Origin of the sequence: Lapillicoccus sp., assembly GCF_025353065.1 — a bacterium.
Classification (GTDB): Bacteria; Actinomycetota; Actinomycetes; order Actinomycetales; family Dermatophilaceae; genus Lapillicoccus.
On record NZ_JANXRJ010000094.1, the window covers coordinates 1 to 20,242 of the forward strand.

The window sequence follows — 20,242 nt, forward strand, 5'->3', positions numbered from 1 at the left end:
TCTTGAAGACGACGGCGATCTCGGTGACCCGCTTGCCCAGGCGCTTGCCGGTGCGCTGGTAGAACGGCACGCCCGCCCAGCGGCGGGTGTCGATCTCGAGCTTCACCGCGGCATACGTCTCGGTGCGTGACGACGCGGCGACGCCGTCCTCCTCGAGGTAGCCCACGACCTCCTCGCCGCCCTGCCAGCCCCCGGCGTACTGACCGCGCTGGGTGTCGCCGGCCATGTCCTTGGGGATCTTCACCGCAGAGAGGACCTTCTCCTTCTCGGCGCGAAGGTCCTTGGCCCCGAAGGAGACCGGCTCCTCCATCGCGGTCAGCGCGAGCAGCTGCAGGAGGTGGTTCTGGATGACGTCGCGGGCGGCGCCGATGCCGTCGTAGTAGCCCGCCCGGCCGCCGATGCCGATGTCCTCGGCCATGGTGATCTGGATGTGGTCGACGTAGTTGGCGTTCCAGATCGGCTCGAACATCTGGTTGGCGAAGCGCAGGGCCAGGAGGTTCTGGACCGTCTCCTTGCCGAGGTAGTGGTCGATCCGGAAGACCGCGTCGGCGGGGAAGACCTGCCGCACGATCTTGTTGAGCTCGCGAGCGCTCTTGAGGTCGTGCCCGAAGGGCTTCTCGATGACCACCCGGCGCCAGCTCTCGCCGTCGGTGCGGGCCAGGCCCGAGCGGTCGAGCTGCTCGCAGACCTGGGAGAAGTTGCCCGGTGGGATGGAGAGGTAGAAGGCGAGGTTGCCCCCGGTGCCGCGCTCGTCCTCAAGGGCGTGCACGGTCTGGGAGAGCAGGTCGAAGGCTGCCGGGTCGTCGAACGTGCCTGGTACGAAACGGAATCCCTCGGAGAGGTTGCGCCAGACGTCCTCGCGGAAGGGGGTGCGGGCATGCTGCTTGACCGAGTCGTAGACGACCTGGCCGAAGTCCTGGTCGGCCCAGTCGCGTCGGGCGAACCCCACGAGCGAGAAGCCCGGCGGCAGGAGACCACGGTTGGCGAGGTCGTAGATCGCCGGCATCAGTTTCTTGCGCGAGAGGTCACCCGTCACCCCGAAGAGAACCATGCCGCACGGCCCGGCGATGCGGGGGAGGCGGCGGTCCCGGGGGTCCCGCAGCGGGTTGGTGCCGGGGGCGACGCGGGCCGGACTCATGCCCCCCCTGCCGGTATGCCGAGGGCCGCGCTCACCTGTGCCAGGCCGGCGTCGTGGTCGGCGAGGTGCAGCTGCAGCACCGGCCGTCCGTGGTCGGCGAGCACGGCGGCGTCGCCCCCAGCCTGCGAGGCGATGAAGTCGCCGAAGGTGAACTCGCGACCGGGGATGCTGAGGTCCTCGTGGGGCGCAGTGGTCACCTGGACGTAGACACCGGTGGCCGGACCGCCCTTGTGGAACTGGCCCGTCGAGTGCAGGAACCGCGGCCCCCAGCCGAAGGTCGTCGGTCGCTCGGTGCGCAGGGCGACCGCCCGGCGCGAGTGCGCGAGCGGCGCATCGACGAGGCGGTCGAGGTAGGCCATGATCGCGACGTAGCCCCGGGCCGGGTCGAGCTGGGCGAAGAGCGCCTGGAGGGCGGCGTCGACGGTGGTCGCGTCGCCGAGCCAGTCGCCGCCAAGGGCCCGGATCTCGACGGCGCCGTCGGTCGCGGCCGGCGCGGACGAGGTGCCGGCGCTCGTGCCGAGGAGCTCACGGGCCGCCTTCTTGGCGCTCTCGACGTCGGGCTGGTCGAAGGGGTTGATTCCGAGGATGCGTCCTGCCGCAGCCGTTGCGACCTCCCAGAGCAGCATCTGGGCGCCGAGCGAGCCACCCACGTGGACCTCGGAACGCGAGCCGTCGACCTCGTGCGCGGTGTCGTCCCCCTCTCCGACGAGGCGGGCCACGGTGATGTCGGCGGTCGGGTGCTGCACCTCCGGGTCCTCGTCGCCGGTGACGACGACCGGCAGGATGCCCGTGCCGCTCTTGCCCGTCGACTCGGCGATCAGCTGCTCGGCCCAGTCCGCGAATCCGGTGATGCCGGAACCGTCGTCGACGATCACGAACTTGTCGCGCAGCGGGTCGGTGCCAGCCATCGCGGCCCCCAGGCGCAGCCCGGGGTTGGCGTCGTCGTCCTCGGCGAGCAGGTCGGCGACCGACTCGGCGTCGTCCAGCAGGGCCTCGATGTCGACGCCCGCCAGCCCGCTCGGCACGAGTCCGAACGCGGTGAGGGCGGAGTAGCGACCGCCGACGTGCGGGTCGGCGTTGACGACGCGGTAGCCCGCCTCGCGGGCCTCCTTGTCGAGCGGGCTCCCCGGGTCGGTGACAATGACGAGGTGGTCGGCCGGGTCGTGACCGGCATCGCGGAAGGCGCCCTCGTAGACCCGTCGCTGGGAGTCGGTCTCGACGGTGGAGCCGGACTTGCTCGACACGACGACGATGCTCGTCGCGAGCCGGTCGGCGAGCGCCGCACGCACGTAGTCGGGGTCGGACGAGTCGAGGATGGTGATCGCCTTGCCCGCCGTCGCGCAGATCACTTCCGGCGCCAGCGACGACCCCCCCATGCCGCACAGCACGACGTGGTCGAGACCCTTGGAGGTGAGGTCATCGCGGATCGCGGCGATCTCCCCCACGAGGGGGCGGGAGCTGCGGGGCAGCCCGACCCACGAGAGGCGGATCGTCGACTCGGACTCGGCGTCCGGGCCCCAGAGCGTCGCGTCCTGGGCGAAGAGCTTCGAGGCGAAGCCGGCCGCGACCAGGTCGGGGACGTGGGCCGCGACGGCGTCGGCCGCGGGGCCGGACGCGGTCACGGACAGTGTGCTCACCTGGCCGCCTTGGCGAGGTTGGCGGAGACGGTGTCGAGCAGCTCGCCCCAGGCCTTCTCGAACTTGTCGACGCCCTCGGTCTCGAGCAGCTGGACCACGTCGGTGTAGGAGACGCCGATGCCGTCCAGGGCGTCGAGCACCTGCTGGGCGTCCGCGTAGTGGCCCGTAATGGTGTCGCCCACGATCTCGCCGTGGTCGGCGGTGGCGTCGATCGTCTTCTCGGGCATCGTGTTGACGACGCCCGGGGCGACCAGGTCGACGACGTACATCGTGTCCTTGTATGCCGGGTCCTTCACCCCGGTGGAGGCCCACAGCGGCCGCTGCGGCTTGGCACCGGCCTCCTCGAGGGTCGCCCAGCGCGGCGTGGAGAAGACCTCCTCGTAGGCCTGGTAGGCGAGGCGCGCGTTGGCGACCCCGGCCTTGCCCTTGAGCGCCGCAGCCTCGTCGGTGCCGATGGCGTCGAGCCGCTTGTCGATCTCGGTGTCGACCCGCGAGACGAAGAAGGACGCGACGGACTGGATGGTGCTGAGGTCCTTGCCGGCGGCGTGGGCCTGCTCGAGACCGGTGAGGAAGGCGTTCATCACGGCGCGGTAGCGCTCGAGCGAGAAGATCAGCGTGACGTTGACGCTGATGCCCTCGGCGAGCACTGCGGTGATGGCCGGCAGGCCCTCCACCGTCGCGGGGATCTTGATCAGGACGTTGTCGCGGGCCACCGCGGCGGACAGCTCCTTGGCCTGCGCGACGGTCTTCTCCGTCTCCTTCGACAGCCGGGGGTCGACCTCGATGGACACCCGGCCGTCGACGCCGCTGGTGTCGGTGAAGAGCGTGGTGAAGATGTCGCACGCGTTGCGGACGTCGTCGGTGGTCATGGCAAAGACGGCCTCCTCCACGGTCTTGCCCTGGGCGGCGAGGGTCGCAACCTGGTCGTCGTAGGCGGTGCCCTGGGAGAGGGCGGCCTGGAAGATCGAGGGGTTCGTCGTCACGCCGACGATGTTGCGGGTCTTGACCAGCTCGGCGAGGTTGCCGGAGTTGAGCCGGTCGCGGGACAGGTCGTCGAGCCAGATGGAGACTCCGGCGTCGGACAGGGCCTGGAGGTTGGCGTTGGTCATGATCGTCACTTTCCCTTGTGTGGCAAGGCGGTTGAGTGTGGCAATGCGGTGAGGTGTGGCACTGCGGTGGGGTGTTTCAGGATGCGGAGGCGGTGCTCTTGCGGGCGCTAGACCGGCGCGGTCCGACGTCGGTGGTCGCCCCGTCGGTCCGCTTGCGCGGGTTCGTGTCCGTGACGTCGGGCACCCGGGCAGAGCCCCTCGCCGCCTTGAGCGAGTCCTTCGCCGCCCTGACGGTGGCCTCGGCGGTGATCCCGAACTCGCGGTAGAGCGTCGTGACGTCGGCGGACGCCCCGAAGTGCTCCAGGCTGATGGAGCGCCCCGCGTCGCCCACGATGTCGCGCCAGCCCATCGCGACGGCCGCCTCGATGCTCACCCGGGCGCGCACCGCGGGCGGGAGGACCTTCTCCTGGTATGACCTCGTCTGGTCCTCGAACCACTCGCGGCACGGCATCGAGACCACGCGGGTCCGGGTGCCGGCCTTCTCGAGCTTCTCCCGGGCCTCGAGGGCGATGGCGACCTCGGAGCCGGTCGCCACGAGGATGACCTCCGGCGCCTCCTTGCCGCTCGCGCCGCCGTCGATGAGGACGTAGGCACCCTTGGCCGCCCCCGACGCCTTGGCGTGCACCTTGCGGTCCACGACCGGCAGCGGCTGGCGGCTGAGGGCGAGTGCGGCAGGACGCGCGTTCTCGAGGATCGCCTTCCACACCGCGGCCGTCTCGTTGGCGTCGGCCGGCCGGACGACGTCGAGCCCAGGCATCGCGCGCAGTGCAGCGAGGTGCTCGACCGGCTGGTGGGTCGGGCCGTCCTCCCCGAGGCCGATGGAGTCGTGTGTCCACACGTAGGTGACAGGGAGCCGCTGGATCGCGGCGAGCCGCACCGCCCCGCGCATGTAGTCGGAGAAGACGAGGAAGGTGCCGCCGTAGGGCTTGGTCATCCCCTCGAGCGCGATGCCGTTGAGGATGCAGCCCATGCCGAACTCGCGGATGCCGAAGTGCATCGTGCGGCCGTAGGGCGAGCCGGACCACTCGTCGGTCTGCTTGCCCGTGGGGATGAAGGACGGCTGGCCGGCCATCGTCGTGTTGTTGGACTCGGCGAGGTCGGCGGACCCGCCCCAGAGCTCGGGCATGACGTCGGCGAGCGCCCCGAGCACCTTGCCGGACGCGGCCCGGGTCGCCATGCCCTTCTCGGTGTCGGTGGGGAAGACCGGGAGCGCGGCGTCCAGCCCCGCCGGGAGGTCGCCCGCAACGAGGCGGTCGAGCAGAGCAGCCTTGTCGCGGTTGGCCTTTCGCCACGCGGCATACGACTTGTCCCAGGCCTTGTGGGCGGCCTTGCCGCGCTTGGTGACCTGACGGGCGTGAGCGAGGACGGGACGCTCGACGGTGAAGGACTTGCCGGAAGGGAAGCCGAGGAGGTCCTTGGTGGCCTCGATCTCGGGGGCCCCGAGGGCGGATCCGTGCGACTTGCCGGAGTTCTGCTTGGTCGGTGCGGGCCAGGCGATGATCGTCTTCAGCAGCACCATGGTCGGCTTGTCGGTGACCTTCTTGCCCGCCTCGATCGCGGCGAGCAGGGCGTCGACGTCCTCGACGTAGGTGTGCCCGCCCTCGTGGTCGGCCGCCTGCTTGCGCCAGTCGACGACGTGGACGTCCCAGCCGTAGGCCTCGTAGCGCTTCGCGACGTCCTCGGAGAACGAGATGTTGGTGTCGTCCTCGATGGAGATGTGGTTCTGGTCGTAGATGAGCGTGAGGTTGCCGAGCTCCTGGTGGCCGGCGAGCGCGCTGGCCTCGTGGCTGACGCCCTCCATGATGTCGCCGTCGGAGGCGATGACGTAGATGTGGTGGTCGAAGGGGCTCTCACCCGGCTTCGCGTCGGGGTCGAGCAGACCGCGCTGGCGGCGCTGCCCGAAGGCCATCCCGACGGCCGAGGCGAGCCCGGAACCGAGCGGACCGGTGGTGATCTCGACGCCCTTGGTGTGGTGGACCTCGGGGTGACCGGGGGTGAGGCTGCCCCAGGTGCGCAGAGACTCGAGGTCCTTCAGCTCCAGGCCGTAACCCGAGAGGTAGAGCTGGATGTACTGGGTAAGGCTCGAGTGCCCGCACGATAGGACGAAGCGGTCGCGGCCGAGCCAGGCCGGGTCGCTGGGGTCGTGCGTCATCACCTGCTGGTAGAGCAGGTAGGCCACCGGCGCGAGCGACATCGCGGTGCCGGGGTGGCCGTTGCCGACCTTCTGCACGGCGTCGGCAGCGAGGAGGCGCACCGTGTCGACGGCCCGCACGTCGAGGTCGACCCAGCCCGCCTTCTTGGCGACGGGAAGGGGAAGTTCGGTGCTCCGCTTCGCGATCGGCGATGATGCGCGGGAAGCCGGTGCGCGGGAAGACATGATGGTGCTCACAGATGCGTCTCCTTCGAGAGCGGAAGTTCACGTGTGGCGGATCGTCTGGCGGTCGCGCCGAGCCTAGTCCCCGACGTGACGAGGGCAACAACCTTCGTGCGGCAGAAGACCGCCTCCTCAGGTAAGTCACAGAGTGCCCCGGGTGTTCCACCCACGGCTGAGATCTGGACGGGTGTTGGTTAGACTCGGAGGGCTTTACTGCCACCGGTCCCGCCCCGCGAGACGAGCCGGCTGGTGCCACCCTCCACCCGAAGGACGATGTGACCGCTCTGGATCCCCGCGCCGGGTTGTCGGCGACTCCCGGGCCGGACGGACAGGGACTGCGGTTCACCCTCGGGCAGTACGTCGCCCTGACCAAGCCGCGGATCATCGAGCTGCTGCTCATCACGACGGTGCCGGTGATGTTCCTCGCCGACCGCGGGGTCCCCTCCCTGGTGCTCGTCCTCGCGACCCTCGTCGGCGGCACGCTCTCGGCCGGCGCGGCCAACACCCTGAACTGCTACGTCGACCGTGACATCGACGCGATGATGCACCGCACGAGCAAGAGGCCCCTCGTGACCGGCACCATCAGCCCGCAAGCGGCGCTGGTCTTCGGGATCGCGCTCGCCGCCGTCTCGACGCTCTGGCTGGGGCTGCTCGTCAACTGGCTCAGCTCGATGCTGGCCCTCGGGGCCCTGCTGTTCTACGTCGGTGTCTACACGATGCTGCTCAAGCGCCGCACGGCCCAGAACATCGTCTGGGGCGGCGCGGCAGGCTGTATGCCGGTGCTCGTCGGCTGGGCGGCCGTCACGAACTCCGTCTCGTGGGCGGCGATCATCCTCTTCGCGGTGATCTTCTTCTGGACGCCGCCGCACTACTGGCCGCTGTCGATGAAGTTCAAGGACGACTACCGGGCCGCCAACGTGCCCATGCTGCCCGTCGTCGAGCGGTTCGTGGTCGTGGCCCGCCAGATCGTCCTCTATGCCTGGGCGATGGTCGCGGCCTCGCTGCTGCTGGTCCCGGTCGCCCACATGGGCTGGGTCTACCTCGTCGGCGCCGCCGTCTCCGGTGGCCTCTTCCTCGCCGAGGCCCACCGCCTGCTCCACCACGCGCGGCTCGGCGCCGGCCCGGCCGTGCTCAAGCCGATGCGCCTGTTCCACTTCTCGATCACCTACCTGACGATCCTCTTCGTCGCCGTGGCAGTCGACCCGCTGGTGCACCTCACGATCCTTCTCTGACCCGAACCCGTTGCGTCCGCACCGACGCGACACCGGTATGCCGTTGCCGCGGACGTTGTGGGTGACCCGGCCGCTCGGCTGGTCAGGCCTCGCTGATCTGGACCTGCTGACCGTCCGGGTCGGTGACGGTGGCCATCGTCACGAACTCGTCGCGCCGGACAGTCGCCTGGACGCCGGCGGCAGCGAGGCGGTTGACGAGGTCGTCGACGGGCTCGGTGGTGGTGAACCCGAGCTGGACCGCGCCAGGGCCCGAGACGGGGACCTCGATGCCTGTGTGGTGGAGGAAGACTCCCCCGCCGGAGGGGACGGCATACGTGGCGAAGTATTCATCGCGGGTCCCGACCGCGTGCAGGCCGAGAGCCTCGAGGAAGGGACCGTAGGGGCCGAGTGGGTCGGCAAAGCGGTGGGGCGAGACCCTGAGGCGCGGGTCGGGGGCGACGGGGGCGTTCACCCGGTAGCCGTAGAGGTCGTCGCTGACCCCGTTGAGGACGAGCGCGTCTCCGAGAGGGTCGGTGACGTGGACGTCGTGGCCGTAGGACTCGTCGATGACCTCGGCGTCGTCGAAGCCCGTGGCGCGTAGTCGGGCGACGAGGGTGTGCGGGTCGGCGACCTCGGCGCTGAAACTGGTCTCGCCGGCATACCGGCCGCTCGCCGAGGTGGCCGCCGAGTGCAGCGCGACCATGCCGGCGCCGGCGAGGAGATCCAGCCAGAGCCCTCCGGTCTACTCGACGCGCGGACGCAGACCGATGAGCTCGAGGAAGGCGCGCATCGCCGGGACGTCGTCGGTGAAACGGATGGGCCGGACGACCAGCGCTGGGGTCGGGCTGCTCGAGAAGGGTGTCGGGAGAGCTGAACTCATGCTGTCGTCAGTCGTGGTCATCGGGGGTTCGCTTCCGTCTCGAGGTGGCGCCGAAGGGCGTGTTCGACGAGCGCCGAGAGGCTCACGCCGTCGTCGATCGCCCGATGCTTGACCTCACGGACAAGGTCATGGGGGAGGTAGACGTTGAACTGCGCCTTGCCAGCCTTTTGTGTCGTCATGCGAATATGCTAGTAAATTAGCACAACGGAATGCGCTCGACTCGGAGTCGAGCGGCGTCCGGAGGCGGGTCAGGCGGGCTGCGCGGAGCGGGAGCGGATGAGCAGCCGGGTCGCGGCGGCCACCAGGACGGCGGCGCCGACGAGGTGAGCGGCGACGAGCACGACGGGCAGTCCGGTGTAGTACTGCACGAGGCCGATGAGCCCTTGGGCGAGCTCGACGACCAGCAGGACGACCGCGGTCCGGAGAAGGGTCGTGCCCCGCGCGACGAGGACGGCAGCGAGGGTCACGGCGATGAGCAGGTAGACGCCAGAAGCGTGCACGTGGCTCATCACGGCCGGGTCGAGCCCGTTGCGCGGCGCGTTCGCGTCGCCGGCGTGGGGCCCGCTGCCGGTCACGACGGTGCCGAGATAGACGACCACCCACGACAGCGCGTATGCCGTGACGGCCAGTCCCCGGACCCGCGCAGAGGCCCGCGTCGGCCCTGTCGGGCGGACCCGCAGCACGAGCCACGTGGCGGCCGAGACGAGCACCATCGAGAACACGAGGTGGAGCCCGACCACCCAGGGGTTGAGGTCCGTGAGGACGGAGATGCCGCCGATGACGCCCTGGAAGGGGACGCCGGCCGCGATGAGCCCGGCGTGCCACCGCAGCGACCTGCTCGTGCCGGCCCATCGCCAGACGACGACGACCGTCGCGATGACGACGGCGATGAGGACGTAGGTGAGCATCCGGTTGCTGAACTCGATGATGCCGTGGACGCCCAGCTCGGCGTGCGGCACGAAGGAGTTGTCGGTGCACCGCGGCCACGTCGGGCAGCCGAGGCCCGATCCGGTGAGCCGGACGAGCCCGCCCGTGAGGATAATCACGGCGTTGGCGACGAGGGTGGCCATGGTCCACCACTGGACGACGCGGTGGTCGGGTGCCCGGAAGCCGCTCTGCAGCGAGTTCGGGCGGGTTGACGCGGGGGAGTCCTGCGAAGCGGCCGGATCGAGGCGGGGGGCGGACGAGGGAGGAGCGGAGTCGGGCACGAGATCCAGCGTAGGTGCCCGCGCTGGAGGGCGCCGCTGAGGGCGCCCTGCCCGGACCGGGCTCAGAGCTCCTTGGCCATGAGGGTCACGACGTGACCGGGCTCTCCGCGCGAGTCGAGGTCGACGTAGCCGCGACCGCGGTGGAACGCCAGCGACACCTCGTTCGGCGGCTCCACGTTGACCTCGAGGGCCAGTCGGCCGACCTGCGCGGCCTCGGCCTCGATGGTGTCGTAGACGAAACGCGCCAGCCCGCGCCGGCGGAACTCCGCTCCGATCACGATGCGGTCGAGGTAGGCGAAGTCGTCGCCGAACCGCTCGCCGAACCAGCGGTAGTTCGGCGAGTCGTAGGCCGTGCCCGCGGCGAACGTGACGACGAAGCCCGCGATCTGTTCGCCGAGGTCGATGACGTCGGCGCGGTCCGCCCACCCGCGCAGCTGGTCGAGCCGGCCGGCGTCGAGCGGCGCGAGGAGCTCGACGTCGCGGTCGTTGAGGTCGAGGACGGTCAGGATGTCGTCGTCGGCTATCGGGCGCAGTCGCGGCTGGGGTCCCATGCCGCCACCGTATGCCGCGACTGCTTCAGCGGGCGCGGACGGCCGTGCAGACCTCGTCACGTGCCCCGTTCTGTGCGGGGCGTCAGCGTGAGGGGCGGGCAGACCTCGTCACGTGCCCAGTTCTGAGCGAGGCGTCAGCGTGAGGGGCGGGCAGAAGTCAGCACGTGACCGGTTCTGCACGTGGACAGTTCCGGGCGGGTAGCGGCCGGCGCCTCAGTCCGACCAGCGGAAGGTCCGCCGGGCCAGCAGGGTTGCCACGCCTCCCCAGATCACTAGCAGCAGCAACGGTATTCCCGCCACCTGACCGTCGACGAACGCCGTCCGCAACCCGTCGGCGAGCGCCGAGGACGGCAGCACGGCGGCCACGTGGGCCAGCCCCGCCGGCAGCTCGGAGCGCGGCACGATGACCCCGCCGAGGCCGAGCAGGAGGATCCACAGCAAGTTGGCGACGGCGAGCACGCCCTCGGCGCGCAGCGTCCCGGCGAGGAGCAGGGCGAGGGCGACGAAGGCCCAGGTGCCGGCGAGGAGGAAGAGCAGCGCGGGGAACCAGGATGCCGCGGCGGGGTGCCACCCGAGGACGACGCCGACCACGCCGAGCACCACCCACTGGAGCACCTCGACCGCGATCGTCGCGAGGGCCTTCGCCCACAGCAGCCCATCGCGCCCGACCGGTGTCGTGCCGAGAAGGCGCAGGACGGCATACCGGCGGTCGAAGGCGGTCGAGATCGCTTGCGAGGTGAAGGCGGCCGAGATGACGCACAGGGCGAGGATGCCCGGCACGGCGAGGTCGATCCGGCGGCCGGAGCCGAGCGAGGGAGACGTCGACAGGGCCAGTCCGACGAGCGCACCGAGGGGGAGGACCAGCGCCACGAGCAGCTGCTCGCCGTTGCGGAGCAGGGTGCCGAGCTCGAAGCGGGCCTGGGCCAGGACCCGCGTCAGCGTCGGCGCCGGACCGCCTGCGGGCAGGGGGCCGAGGCCCGAGGCGGTGGCTGGTCCGAGACCGGACTCGGTGGCGCTCATCGTCGGACCTTTCGGGTGAGGTCGAAGTAGACGGTCTCGAGCGATGCGGATCCGATGACGTCGGCGACCGGACCTTCGGCGACGGTGCGGCCCTCGCTGATGATGACGAGGTGGTCGGCGAGTCGCTCGGCCTCCTCGAACGAGTGCGTCGTCACGACGACGGTCGTGCCCTCGTCACGCAGCTGCTCGACGAGGTCGTAGACGTCGAGCCGGCCGTGCGGGTCGAGCCCAGCCGTCGGCTCGTCGAGGAAGACGACCTCCGGACGTCCGATGAGTGCGGCAGCGAGCGAGACGCGCTGCTTCTGGCCCCCGGAGAGGCGGCGGACGGTCGTCCCGGCGAAACGGTCGATCCCGAGTCGGGCGGCGAGGGCGTCGACGTCGGCGGGCGCGGCATACAGGGCGGCGAGGTGGCGCAGCAGGCGGATCGGCTTGGTGCCGTTGGGAAGTCCTCCGGACTGGAGCATCACCCCGACTCGCGCTCGGTGCTCCGGACGTGACTGCCACGGGTCCACGCCGAGGACCCGGACGGATCCGCCGTCGGCGCGTTGCAGCCCGACGGCGCACTCGATCGCGGTCGTCTTGCCGGCGCCGTTGGGTCCGAGCACCGCCGTCACGGAACCGCCCGCGGCGCTCCACGTCATCCCGTCGACGGCCCTGACGTCACCGAAGCGTCGCTCGAGGCCGTCGAGGAGCACGGCGGGCGGCGGTGGAGTCACGGTCAAATTCTAGGTGAGGGACCGCGGCGGTATGCCGGGCGGTCGGGCGGGGAGGAACGGTGACATTGCGTCTTCGGAGCCGCGGCCCGAGGGGATGGCGCAGCACGGGGAGAGGTTCGCCACGCCGGGCAGGGGCATAGATCGACGCCGGGCGGGGTACTCCCTGCGACGAGCGGCAGTCGCCGTTCGCGCTCGACGAAAGGTGACCACCATGACCACCGTCAACGGATCCGGCGGAGTAGCCATCCACGTGGACGACACCGGGGGCGACGGCCGCGCCGTCGTCCTCATCCACGGCTGGCCCCTGACCGGCAAGTCCTGGGCGGGCCAGGTGCCGGCGTTCCAGGCGGCCGGCTTCCGCGTCGTCACCTACGACCGCCGCGGTTTCGGCGACTCCGACAAGCCGGGCACGGGCAACGACTACGACACCTTCGCCGCCGACCTCGCGGCGGTGCTCGAGCAGCTCGACCTGACCGACGCGACCCTCGTCGGCTTCTCGATGGGCGGCGGCGAGATCGCGCGCTACATCGGGACGTTCGGCCAGGACCGTCTCCACAGCGTCGTCTTCGCCTCGGCGGTTCCCCCCTACCTGCTGAAGACCGACGACAACCCGGACGGGGCCCTCGACGAGGCTGACGTGAAGGGCATGCAGGACGGTCTGCGGGCCGACCGCGAGGGCTTCTTCGACACGTTCACGACCGGTTTCTTCTCGGCCGACGGTGAGCTGAAGGTGACCGAGCAGGATCGGCAGGACGCCCTCGAGCTCGAGAAGACGGCCGAGCTGACGGCCGCCGTCGAGTGCATCGCCGCCTTCGGCGAGACCGACTTCCGCGACGACCTGACCAAGGTCACCGTACCGACGCTGGTCATCCACGGGGACAGCGACGGCACCGTGCCCATCGAGGCCTCGGGTCAGCGCACCCACGAGGCGATCGCCGGTAGCCGTCTGCACGTCGTGGCGGGTGGCCCGCACGGGATCACCGTGAGCCACACGGACGAGTTCAACCGGGTGGTCCTGGAGTTCCTCGCCGTCTGACCCCGTCGCTCCGGCGTCCCGATCGATCGGCGCCGACCCCATCCGCTGTCAGCGATGGAGTCGGCGCCGTCGGCGTATCAGGCCCCCTCGACCCCTGCTCCTTCCGGTGAACGCCGCGCCCGTCTCGGGGCCCTGCAGACACCCAGCAGAAGGAGCAGTCATGACCGACTTCACATCCGGCCTCGGACCCCTGTTCGGGCCCGACTTCGTCCTCGTCACCGTCAACGACGAGACGGGTGCCTCCTACGCGCTCCAGGTCTACCCGGACGCGAACAACCCGGCGCTCAAGGCCGCCGGGCTGCCGATGCAGTACTACTTCCAGCCGCAGCGGGTCTACCTCGCCAAGAAGCAGACCGCGCCGGCGGACTTCGACTTCGGGATGACGGTCTTCAAGGGCCTGATGACCGAGGAGACCTCGATCGGGGTGACCGACGCCAACACGACCAACGGCTCCGTCGAGGCGGGCGGGGGCTTCTGCACCTTCACCACCACCTTCGCCATCCCGGACAGCGTGATCTCCGGGGCGATCGACAAGATCAAGGCGGCCGACCACGGGCCGGTGCCCCCGCGTCTGGGAGGGTTCTTCGGCCTGTATGCCGGTGGCGAGCCGGACCCGCGCCTGGGGTGCGTCCCCATCACGGCCTCCGCTGTCGAGCTCCTCATCCCGGAGCTCGTCCAGGCGTCGGACGGGACCACGTCGCCGATGTACCTCCACGGGCAGAACAACGCCAAGGGCAGCATCGAGGAGCACGGCTACGCCTCGTTCCTCGTCACCTGCAACGAGCTGGCCGCCGGCGCGATCGTCGGGAGCCTCGAGAACGGGGTCTCACCCTTCGTCGTCAACAACTCCCTCAAGGAGTCGTTCTACATCAACGGCGTGACGGCCACGGTCAACGTCGACGTGGACAAGGTGTACGACTCCTTCTCCCTGGCCGTCTCGGCCGGTGGCTTCCTCGGCATCGACTCGTTCTCGGCGAGCGCGGCATACTCCAACTGCGTGACCAGCGGGGGCATCACCACCTCGATCACGGAGAACGGCAGCGTCCTGGACGCCAAGACCAAGGAGTGGATCGACAAGCAGGTCGAGGAGATGCGGACCACGGCGATGAACCTCGTCAAGGCCGACATCTTCGACTGGGACCCGAGCAAGACCGACTCCCAGGCGACGACGGACCGGGGCTGGTTCTCCAGCCTCTTCGGCGGATCGTCGGTCGCCGTCAAGTCCGACTACCAGCGCCGGAGCATCAACCTCTCGCAGACGATCATCCTCAACGAGACGATCTCCGTCGACCAGACCGTCTCCGGTGACCTCAACGACCTGACCCTGGCGGTCAAGGCGGACCCCGGCAAGTACATCGCCGTCGTCGACATCGGCAAGTACTTCCAGAAGGTCCAGATCGCCGCCACCTGCGCCATCAACTTCGGCGAGAAGCTGGCTGACGGCACGGACCTCAAGGACCCGCTGGTCTCGGCCCAGCTCGAGGCGGGCTACCCCGACTACGACAACGTGCTGACGGCCGACGGCAAGCCAAACCTGCGCATCCTCGGCCAGGGCTTCCACTACACGATGGGGGCGAAGGACCCGAAGGGCGAGGTCGAGCCCGCGATCTGGACCGCGGACAACGCCAAGGACATCGTCAACCTCAACTGGCTGCGGCTCGACAAGGACCTGCCCGGGTGGCCCACCGACCAGGTCCTGCTCCGGCGACGTCTCGTGTTCGACGGCAACGACCCCCGCGTCAACCTCTCCGCCGCGCTGACCGTCCCGGGCAGTGGTGGTCTGGTCGTGGAGCTCGTCGAGCCGGCCTCGATGGACCACGTCCCGGTCCTCACGGCCGCCCAGGTCGGTTACGTCTTCACCCGTTTCCTCATCGACCGCAAGCTGCCGAAGTCGAACATCACCATCACCCTGACGCCGACCATCGGCGGAGACTCCTATCCGCCCGTCGTCGTGACGAACGCCAACCAGATGAACGCCCTCTGGGAGGTGTTCTCCGACAAGTACGTGATGGCCACGGAGCTGAGCTACACCATCGACGTCAGCATCTCGGGCCCGAACTTCACCGACGACCCGGTGGAGTACTCGAGCCCCCAACCCATCGTCGTGCCGGTGCCGCAGGGACGGATCAAGTACCTCAACCCCCTTCCGGTGCACCTGCCCGAGCCGCCGCAGGACAAGGTGGCGGTCATCAACACCTACATCCTCAACACCCCGGCCTGAGAGGGGTGGGCGGAGTGGGCGGATTGGCAGGTTTGGGCGGAGTGGGCTGGACAGGACCGGCCATGCCGGGCCTCCTCCTGACACGGTTCGACCTGGGCCCGCGACTGATCGCGGTCGACACCGGGACGTCCGAGAGCCTCCCGCTGGAGTCGAGCCGGTCGGGGAGCGTCTTCTCCGACCGTTTCGACCCCACCGTCGGGTGGTACCTGCCCGCGTTGGCGCCGGCCGGCGACCCCGACCCCGGGTTCGCCTTCGCGGCGATCGTCTCTGGTGTCGACGCCAGCAGCGGGGACCCCTTCGACACGGCATCGGTGACGATGACGGTCACGGTCTCGGAGCCGCCCGACCTCGCGGCCGCCCGCGCGACCGCACCCACGGTCACCTACCGGCCGATCCCGATGGACGGCCTGTCCGTCTCGTGGTCGCTGGTCGGCAAGGACCCGCTCGGCGCCGACCAGACGCTGACGATCCCCATGACCGTCGTCGTGGCCGACCCGGGCGCGCTGACCCTGACGGGCTCGCTGGTGGGCGCCAGCGTCGTGGTCGCCTACGAGAACCTCGTATCGAGCGGCACGGCGAGCCTCGTCGCCACCTCGTTTTACCGCGCGTGGCGGGAGTGGCAGCCGCCGATCCGGTGGTTCCCGGGCGGTGGGTTCCCCGGCCGTCTGCCCGAGGCGTCGCTGGTCGCCGCGCCGTCCCTCGAGGTCCGTCAGCTGCTCCCGGTGGCCACGCTCGACGGCCCCCAGCGTGAGATCCCCCTGCGTGAGGTCCCCCTGCGTGAGATCCCCCTCCGTCGGGTTCCCATCGACGACCCCGGTCCGACACCGCCCGAGCCGGTATGGACCTCGTCGGTCGACCCGCGCAGCGACACGCTGGCCCTCGGCACGCGGTACGGCCATGACGTCTACCGGTCGAGGTTCACGATCACGGCGGCGTCGAGCACCCGGACGATCATCGACATCAACGACCTGGTCAGCTTCTCGAGCACGCGCTCGGAGTTCCGTGAGCTGACCTCGCTCGGGGATGTGCCGACCCGCTATCCGTCGCTGCGCCGCCTCTACCTCGGCCAGGTCACGGGCACCGTCGTGATCGTCCCCCAGTCCTACGGGATCATCCGCGGACGGTCCGGGACGGCGGCCGCCTGCCGGGCCGTGGTGGACGACTCGACGACCACGACGAGCGGGTGCCGGTTCGACTTCACCTTCGCCCTGGCGCCCGTCGTCGATCCCGTCGAGCTGGCCCAGCTCGCCCACGACCTCGGAGCGATCCCCGAGGCCGGCGGTCGAGCCCTGACCCTGACGCTCCCGACCGGGATGGACCCGCGCACCCCGTCCAGCTTCCCCACCTTCGCCGGGGCGACCGCCCACATCGCGGACGGCTCGGGCCCCCAGTCCGTGGTGATGACCATGTCGGTCGGCGACACCGCGCAGATCCCCGCGGTGTGCAACGTCAACACGCTGCTCAGCCAGCTGGCCTCGACGACCACACAGCTGTCCGGCGAGCTGATGGTCCGGCTGGACGACGTCTACCCCACGCCGATCGGCACCTCGCTCGTGCTCAGCCTCAACGAGACCGCAGGTACCGATGACGTCTCGCTGACCTCGGCCACCGACGGCAGCCCGTCGGTGACGGTCACCAACGCGGGACCGGTACCGCTGCTCGTGGCGGCCGTCGCAGCGGTGACGCCGGGCGGGCCGGTCGTGGCCGGCGTCGACCAGGTGCTGTCCGGCGGGGCGTCGACCGTCGTGGCGCTGCCGGAGGTCTCGGTCCCCACGGTGGTGCGACGCGACCTGGCGTTGACGAACCCCATGCCGCGGTCCCAGATCTTCGACTACATCGACCTGGCGGTCACGACGGTGACCCAGGTCCAGCACCCGTTGTCCTACAACGCCGCCTTCGACTTCGCGGCCGCGGGCGTCAGCCAGCTCGACGTCATCACGACCCTGACGGCATACCCCGATGTCGCGGTCGTGGCCCTGACCCTGACACCGACCCACCGGGTGGACTCGGTCCATGCCCTCGTCCCCCTCGACGTGGTGGTCTCGGGACTGGCGGCGTCGGTGCAGGTGACGGTGACCCCGGTCGCCGGTTCCCCACGCACCGTCACCCTCACGACCGACTTCGTCGACACCCCGATCCTCGTCATCACCAGCGCCTCGGTGGCGGCCTAGGTCGATCCGGCAGGTATCAGTCGTCATCGCCGTCCCTCTTACTGACACAGGCGATTTCCGCCTTTCCCGCCCCGGCTCTGTGGTGCGGACACACGAAGGGACCGACTGCCATGACCGACAACACCTCCACCGTCGACGACCCGCCACCGGATGACACCGGCTCGACGGACCCGTCCACGACGGACCCGTCCACGACGGACCCGGGGACCACGACGGACCCGGGGACCACGACGGACCCGGGGACCACGACCGACCCGGGGACCACGACCGACCCGGGGACCACGACCGACCAGAAGGACGTCAAGCTCGCCAAGCCGATGACCCCCACGGTGGCCACCGGCGAGGTGCCCGACGACGCGGCCGTGGTGGCTGCCGTCGACTCCAGCTGGACCGAGAACTCAGGAATGGTGGCCTAGCCATGGGCGGAGAATCTGCAGTCGACACGGCGACCGCGGTCGTCAACCTCGTCGACAAGGTCTGCACGCTGGTGAAGTCCAACACCGTCGTCACGATGCCGGAGTTCGCCTCGGCGCTGCCGCCAGGTGTCGACCCCAACCAGGTCGCCTCGTGGGAGGGCTGGTCGAGCACACCGCAGTCGCTCACCGACCCCATCCTCTACGAGGTGAACCTCCCGGGCTTCTCGAACACCTCGTTCTCCCTGGGTGTCCGGTTCAACTGGGGCGGCATGCTCCCCGGCCAGCCCTTCAGCTATGTCAAGGACCTCGAGGCCTTCGTGATCCTCAACAGCGTCACGCTGGTGCACGACCTCGACATCGACGTGAAGTTCGCCAAGACCGGCACCCCGATCACCCAGGACCACACGGTGATGCTCACCGGGAGCTTCAACGTCAAGGTCAGCCACAAGCTGCTGGGCCCCGAGTTCTCGGACTTCTACGCGATCCGCGTCTTCGGCAACGGAGCCGCCCAGATCGCGCAGCAGCAGCAGAGCTGACCGGCATACCGAGCTGACCGGCATACCGAGGGCTTACCCGCGCACCGCCCGGCAACCAGCCAGAGAATCACCCCCACCGACCCGGTGGGGGTGATTCTCTGGCTGATGAGGAGCTCCCTTCCCGCCCCGTCGCGGGTTAGGTATGCCTTCCTATCGGGATCCTGATCAATTACGTCACAATCATGTGGTGTTTATCGAGAGCGCGCCCCCGGCCGACTGCGAGCAGGTCTCGCAGCACCTCGAGCAGCGCACCCGCGAGCGGGTCCTCGAAGCCGTCTCGGAGCACGGGCCCCTGACCGCGGCCGAGCTCGGCCGCCGCCTAGGCCTCACCCCGGCCGCCGTCCGTCGCCACCTCGACGCCCTGGCCGAGCAGTCCGTCGTCGAGGAGCACGACCCCTCGTCCACGGCCTCCCGGGGGCGCGGCCGCCCCGCCCGCTCCTGGGTCGTCTCCGGGGTGGGTCACCGCGCACTCGCCGACGACTACGACGAGCTCGCCGCCCAGACGCTGCGGTTCCTCGCCGCCCAGGCCGGTCCCGCGGCCGTCGAGGCCTTCGCCCGTGAGCGGGTGGCCGGCCTCGAGACTCGGTATGCCGGACGCCTGGCTGCCGCCGGCGACCTCCCTCACGACCGGGTCGACGCCCTCGTGGCGGCCCTCACCGAGGACGGCTACGCCGCCTCCGCCCGGCCCGTCGGCGACGGCGTGGGCCCCTTCACCGGCATCCAGCTCTGCCAGGGCCACTGCCCGGTCGGTCGGGTCGCCGAGGAGTTCCCCGCGTTCTGCGACGCGGAGACCGACGCGATCTCGCGCCTGCTCGGCGTCCACGTCCAGCGGCTGGCCACCCTGGCCGGTGGTGCGCACGTCTGCACGACCTTCATCCCGACCGCCAGCCCCACCCCGACCGGCCAGGCGGGAACACCGGCAGGCCGTCCGGCCTTGAACCACAAGGGCCCGAAACACCAGCACGCAGTCCCCGACCACCCCCACGAAAGGTCCTCGCGATGACCACGCACATCGAAGAGCTCAACCCCGGCCTCAAGGACCTCGGTCGCTACGAGTACGGCTGGGCCGACACCGACACCGCGGGGTCCACCGCGAAGCGCGGCCTCAGCGACGACGTCGTGCGCAACATCAGCGCGCTGAAGAACGAGCCCCAGTGGATGCTCGACCTGCGCCTGAAGTCGTTGCGCCTCTTCGGTAAGAAGCCGATGCCGACCTGGGGGTCCGACCTCACCGGCATCGACTTCCAGAACATCAAGTACTTCGTCCGCTCGACCGAGAAGCAGGCCACGACCTGGGACGAGCTGCCTGCGGACATCAAGAACACCTACGACCGGCTCGGCATCCCCGAGGCCGAGAAGCAGCGCCTCATCGGTGGGGTCGCCGCGCAGTACGAGTCCGAGGTCGTCTACCACCAGATCCGTGAGGACCTCGAGGAGAAGGGCGTCCTCTTCGTCGACACCGACACCGCGCTGCGCGAGCACGAGGAGCTCTTCCGGGAGTACTTCACCTCGGTGATCCCGGCCGGCGACAACAAGTTCGCCTCCCTCAACACCGCGGTGTGGTCCGGCGGCTCGTTCATCTACGTCCCGCCGAACGTCAAGGTCGACATCCCGCTGCAGGCGTACTTCCGGATCAACACCGAGAACATGGGCCAGTTCGAGCGCACCCTGATCATCGCCGACGAGGGCTCGAGCGTGCACTACGTCGAGGGCTGCACGGCCCCGACCTACAGCAGCGACAGCCTGCACTCGGCCGTGGTCGAAATCCTGGTCAAGCGTGGCGGCCGTTGCCGTTACACGACGATCCAGAACTGGTCGAACAACGTCTACAACCTGGTCACCAAGCGCACCGCGGTGCACGAGGGTGGTCGGATGGAGTGGATCGACGGCAACATCGGCTCCAAGGTGACGATGAAGTACCCGGCTTGCTACCTGCTCGGTGAGCGCGCCTCCGGCGAGACGCTGTCGATCGCCTTCGCCGGCGAGGGCCAGCACCAGGACGCCGGCGCGAAGATGGT

19 protein-coding genes are annotated in these 20,242 nt (G+C 69.9%); 8 read left to right on the forward strand and 11 right to left on the reverse strand.

Going from position 1 to position 20,242, the window contains the following annotated elements; genetic code table 11:
* The 4 genes from zwf to tkt all read right to left on the reverse strand — a co-directional run.
* A partial coding sequence (gene zwf, locus Q0R63_RS07745; protein WP_295695991.1) for a glucose-6-phosphate dehydrogenase occupies positions 1-1,138 on the reverse strand: 1,138 nt, incomplete at its 3' end.
* Positions 1,135-2,775, reverse strand: coding sequence for a glucose-6-phosphate isomerase (locus Q0R63_RS07750; protein ID WP_295695993.1), 1,641 nt, complete (start codon positions 2,773-2,775; stop codon positions 1,135-1,137). The genes Q0R63_RS07750 and zwf, both read right to left, overlap by 4 nt.
* The gene (tal, locus tag Q0R63_RS07755) at positions 2,772-3,884 is read right to left on the reverse strand and encodes a transaldolase (RefSeq protein ID WP_295695995.1); all 1,113 of its coding nucleotides are present in this window, start codon (positions 3,882-3,884) and stop codon (positions 2,772-2,774) included. The genes Q0R63_RS07750 and tal overlap by 4 nt, the downstream gene beginning before the upstream one ends.
* Before the next feature lie 76 nt (positions 3,885-3,960).
* The gene (gene tkt, locus Q0R63_RS07760) at positions 3,961-6,261 is read right to left on the reverse strand and encodes a transketolase (protein WP_295696024.1); all 2,301 of its coding nucleotides are present in this window, start codon (positions 6,259-6,261) and stop codon (positions 3,961-3,963) included.
* Between the two features lie 281 nt (positions 6,262-6,542).
* On the opposite strand from tkt, the gene Q0R63_RS07765 reads away from it, so the two are divergent.
* Complete coding sequence (locus Q0R63_RS07765) at positions 6,543-7,490, forward strand: heme o synthase (protein ID WP_295696026.1); 948 nt, start codon at positions 6,543-6,545, stop codon at positions 7,488-7,490.
* Positions 7,491-7,572: 82 nt separating this feature from the next.
* On the opposite strand, the gene Q0R63_RS07770 is transcribed toward Q0R63_RS07765, so the two are convergent.
* The 7 genes from Q0R63_RS07770 to Q0R63_RS07800 form a co-directional block, all read right to left on the reverse strand.
* The gene (locus Q0R63_RS07770) at positions 7,573-8,172 is read right to left on the reverse strand and encodes a VOC family protein (protein ID WP_295695997.1); all 600 of its coding nucleotides are present in this window, start codon (positions 8,170-8,172) and stop codon (positions 7,573-7,575) included.
* Between the two features lie 39 nt (positions 8,173-8,211).
* Entirely contained in the window at positions 8,212-8,349 is a 138-nt protein-coding gene (locus Q0R63_RS07775; RefSeq protein WP_295695999.1) for a hypothetical protein, read from the reverse strand.
* A 17-nt stretch (positions 8,350-8,366) separates the two neighbouring features.
* Positions 8,367-8,528 carry a CopG family transcriptional regulator gene (locus Q0R63_RS07780; RefSeq protein ID WP_295696001.1) on the reverse strand — a complete coding sequence of 54 codons (162 nt, stop codon included), beginning with the start codon at positions 8,526-8,528 and terminating at the stop codon, positions 8,367-8,369.
* Between the two features lie 69 nt (positions 8,529-8,597).
* A complete protein-coding gene (locus Q0R63_RS07785; RefSeq protein ID WP_295696003.1) occupies positions 8,598-9,557 on the reverse strand; it encodes a COX15/CtaA family protein in 960 nt (319 codons plus the stop codon).
* A gap of 62 nt (positions 9,558-9,619) precedes the next feature.
* Positions 9,620-10,108: a GNAT family N-acetyltransferase gene (locus tag Q0R63_RS07790; protein WP_295696005.1), complete on the reverse strand. Its 489-nt coding sequence runs from the start codon at positions 10,106-10,108 to the stop codon at positions 9,620-9,622.
* A gap of 213 nt (positions 10,109-10,321) precedes the next feature.
* On the reverse strand, positions 10,322-11,128 hold the full coding sequence (locus Q0R63_RS07795; RefSeq protein ID WP_295696007.1) for an ABC transporter permease: 807 nt from the start codon (positions 11,126-11,128) through the stop codon (positions 10,322-10,324).
* The gene (locus Q0R63_RS07800) at positions 11,125-11,844 is read right to left on the reverse strand and encodes an ABC transporter ATP-binding protein (RefSeq protein WP_295696009.1); all 720 of its coding nucleotides are present in this window, start codon (positions 11,842-11,844) and stop codon (positions 11,125-11,127) included. The genes Q0R63_RS07795 and Q0R63_RS07800 overlap by 4 nt, the downstream gene beginning before the upstream one ends.
* A gap of 211 nt (positions 11,845-12,055) precedes the next feature.
* Here Q0R63_RS07800 and Q0R63_RS07805 point away from each other — a divergent pair, with 211 nt between their 5' ends.
* The 7 genes from Q0R63_RS07805 to sufB form a co-directional block, all read left to right on the forward strand.
* Positions 12,056-12,880: an alpha/beta hydrolase gene (locus tag Q0R63_RS07805; protein ID WP_295696011.1), complete on the forward strand. Its 825-nt coding sequence runs from the start codon at positions 12,056-12,058 to the stop codon at positions 12,878-12,880.
* Positions 12,881-13,040: 160 nt separating this feature from the next.
* The gene (locus Q0R63_RS07810) at positions 13,041-15,101 is read left to right on the forward strand and encodes a hypothetical protein (protein WP_295696013.1); all 2,061 of its coding nucleotides are present in this window, start codon (positions 13,041-13,043) and stop codon (positions 15,099-15,101) included.
* A 62-nt stretch (positions 15,102-15,163) separates the two neighbouring features.
* A complete protein-coding gene (locus Q0R63_RS07815) occupies positions 15,164-17,272 on the forward strand; it encodes a hypothetical protein (protein ID WP_295696015.1) in 2,109 nt (702 codons plus the stop codon).
* Between the two features lie 110 nt (positions 17,273-17,382).
* Entirely contained in the window at positions 17,383-17,688 is a 306-nt protein-coding gene (locus Q0R63_RS07820; RefSeq protein WP_295696017.1) for a hypothetical protein, read from the forward strand.
* 2 nt (positions 17,689-17,690) lie between these two features.
* Positions 17,691-18,224 (forward strand): hypothetical protein, encoded by a 534-nt coding sequence (locus Q0R63_RS07825; protein WP_295696019.1) that lies wholly within the window; start codon positions 17,691-17,693, stop codon positions 18,222-18,224.
* Positions 18,225-18,411: 187 nt separating this feature from the next.
* Positions 18,412-19,227, forward strand: a complete 816-nt coding sequence (locus Q0R63_RS07830) for a metalloregulator ArsR/SmtB family transcription factor (protein WP_366521085.1) — start codon at positions 18,412-18,414, stop codon at positions 19,225-19,227.
* A partial coding sequence (sufB, locus tag Q0R63_RS07835; RefSeq protein WP_295696022.1) for a Fe-S cluster assembly protein SufB occupies positions 19,224-20,242 on the forward strand: 1,019 nt, incomplete at its 3' end. The genes Q0R63_RS07830 and sufB, both read left to right, overlap by 4 nt.

Excerpts from the sequence above, each read along its gene's own strand:
- tal (WP_295695995.1), bottom strand. The coding sequence starts at position 3,884 with ATGACCAACGCCAACCTCCAGGCCCTGTCCGACGCCGGAGTCTCCATC.
- tkt (WP_295696024.1), bottom strand. The coding sequence starts at position 6,261 with ATGTCTTCCCGCGCACCGGCTTCCCGCGCATCATCGCCGATCGCGAAG.
- Q0R63_RS07770 (WP_295695997.1), bottom strand. The coding sequence starts at position 8,172 with ATGGTCGCGCTGCACTCGGCGGCCACCTCGGCGAGCGGCCGGTATGCC.
- Q0R63_RS07775 (WP_295695999.1), bottom strand. The coding sequence starts at position 8,349 with ATGAGTTCAGCTCTCCCGACACCCTTCTCGAGCAGCCCGACCCCAGCG.
- Q0R63_RS07780 (WP_295696001.1), bottom strand. The coding sequence starts at position 8,528 with ATGACGACACAAAAGGCTGGCAAGGCGCAGTTCAACGTCTACCTCCCC.
- Q0R63_RS07790 (WP_295696005.1), bottom strand. The coding sequence starts at position 10,108 with ATGGGACCCCAGCCGCGACTGCGCCCGATAGCCGACGACGACATCCTG.
- Q0R63_RS07795 (WP_295696007.1), bottom strand. The coding sequence starts at position 11,128 with ATGAGCGCCACCGAGTCCGGTCTCGGACCAGCCACCGCCTCGGGCCTC.
- Q0R63_RS07805 (WP_295696011.1), top strand. The coding sequence starts at position 12,056 with ATGACCACCGTCAACGGATCCGGCGGAGTAGCCATCCACGTGGACGAC.
- Q0R63_RS07810 (WP_295696013.1), top strand. The coding sequence starts at position 13,041 with ATGACCGACTTCACATCCGGCCTCGGACCCCTGTTCGGGCCCGACTTC.
- Q0R63_RS07815 (WP_295696015.1), top strand. The coding sequence starts at position 15,164 with ATGCCGGGCCTCCTCCTGACACGGTTCGACCTGGGCCCGCGACTGATC.
- Q0R63_RS07820 (WP_295696017.1), top strand. The coding sequence starts at position 17,383 with ATGACCGACAACACCTCCACCGTCGACGACCCGCCACCGGATGACACC.
- Q0R63_RS07825 (WP_295696019.1), top strand. The coding sequence starts at position 17,691 with ATGGGCGGAGAATCTGCAGTCGACACGGCGACCGCGGTCGTCAACCTC.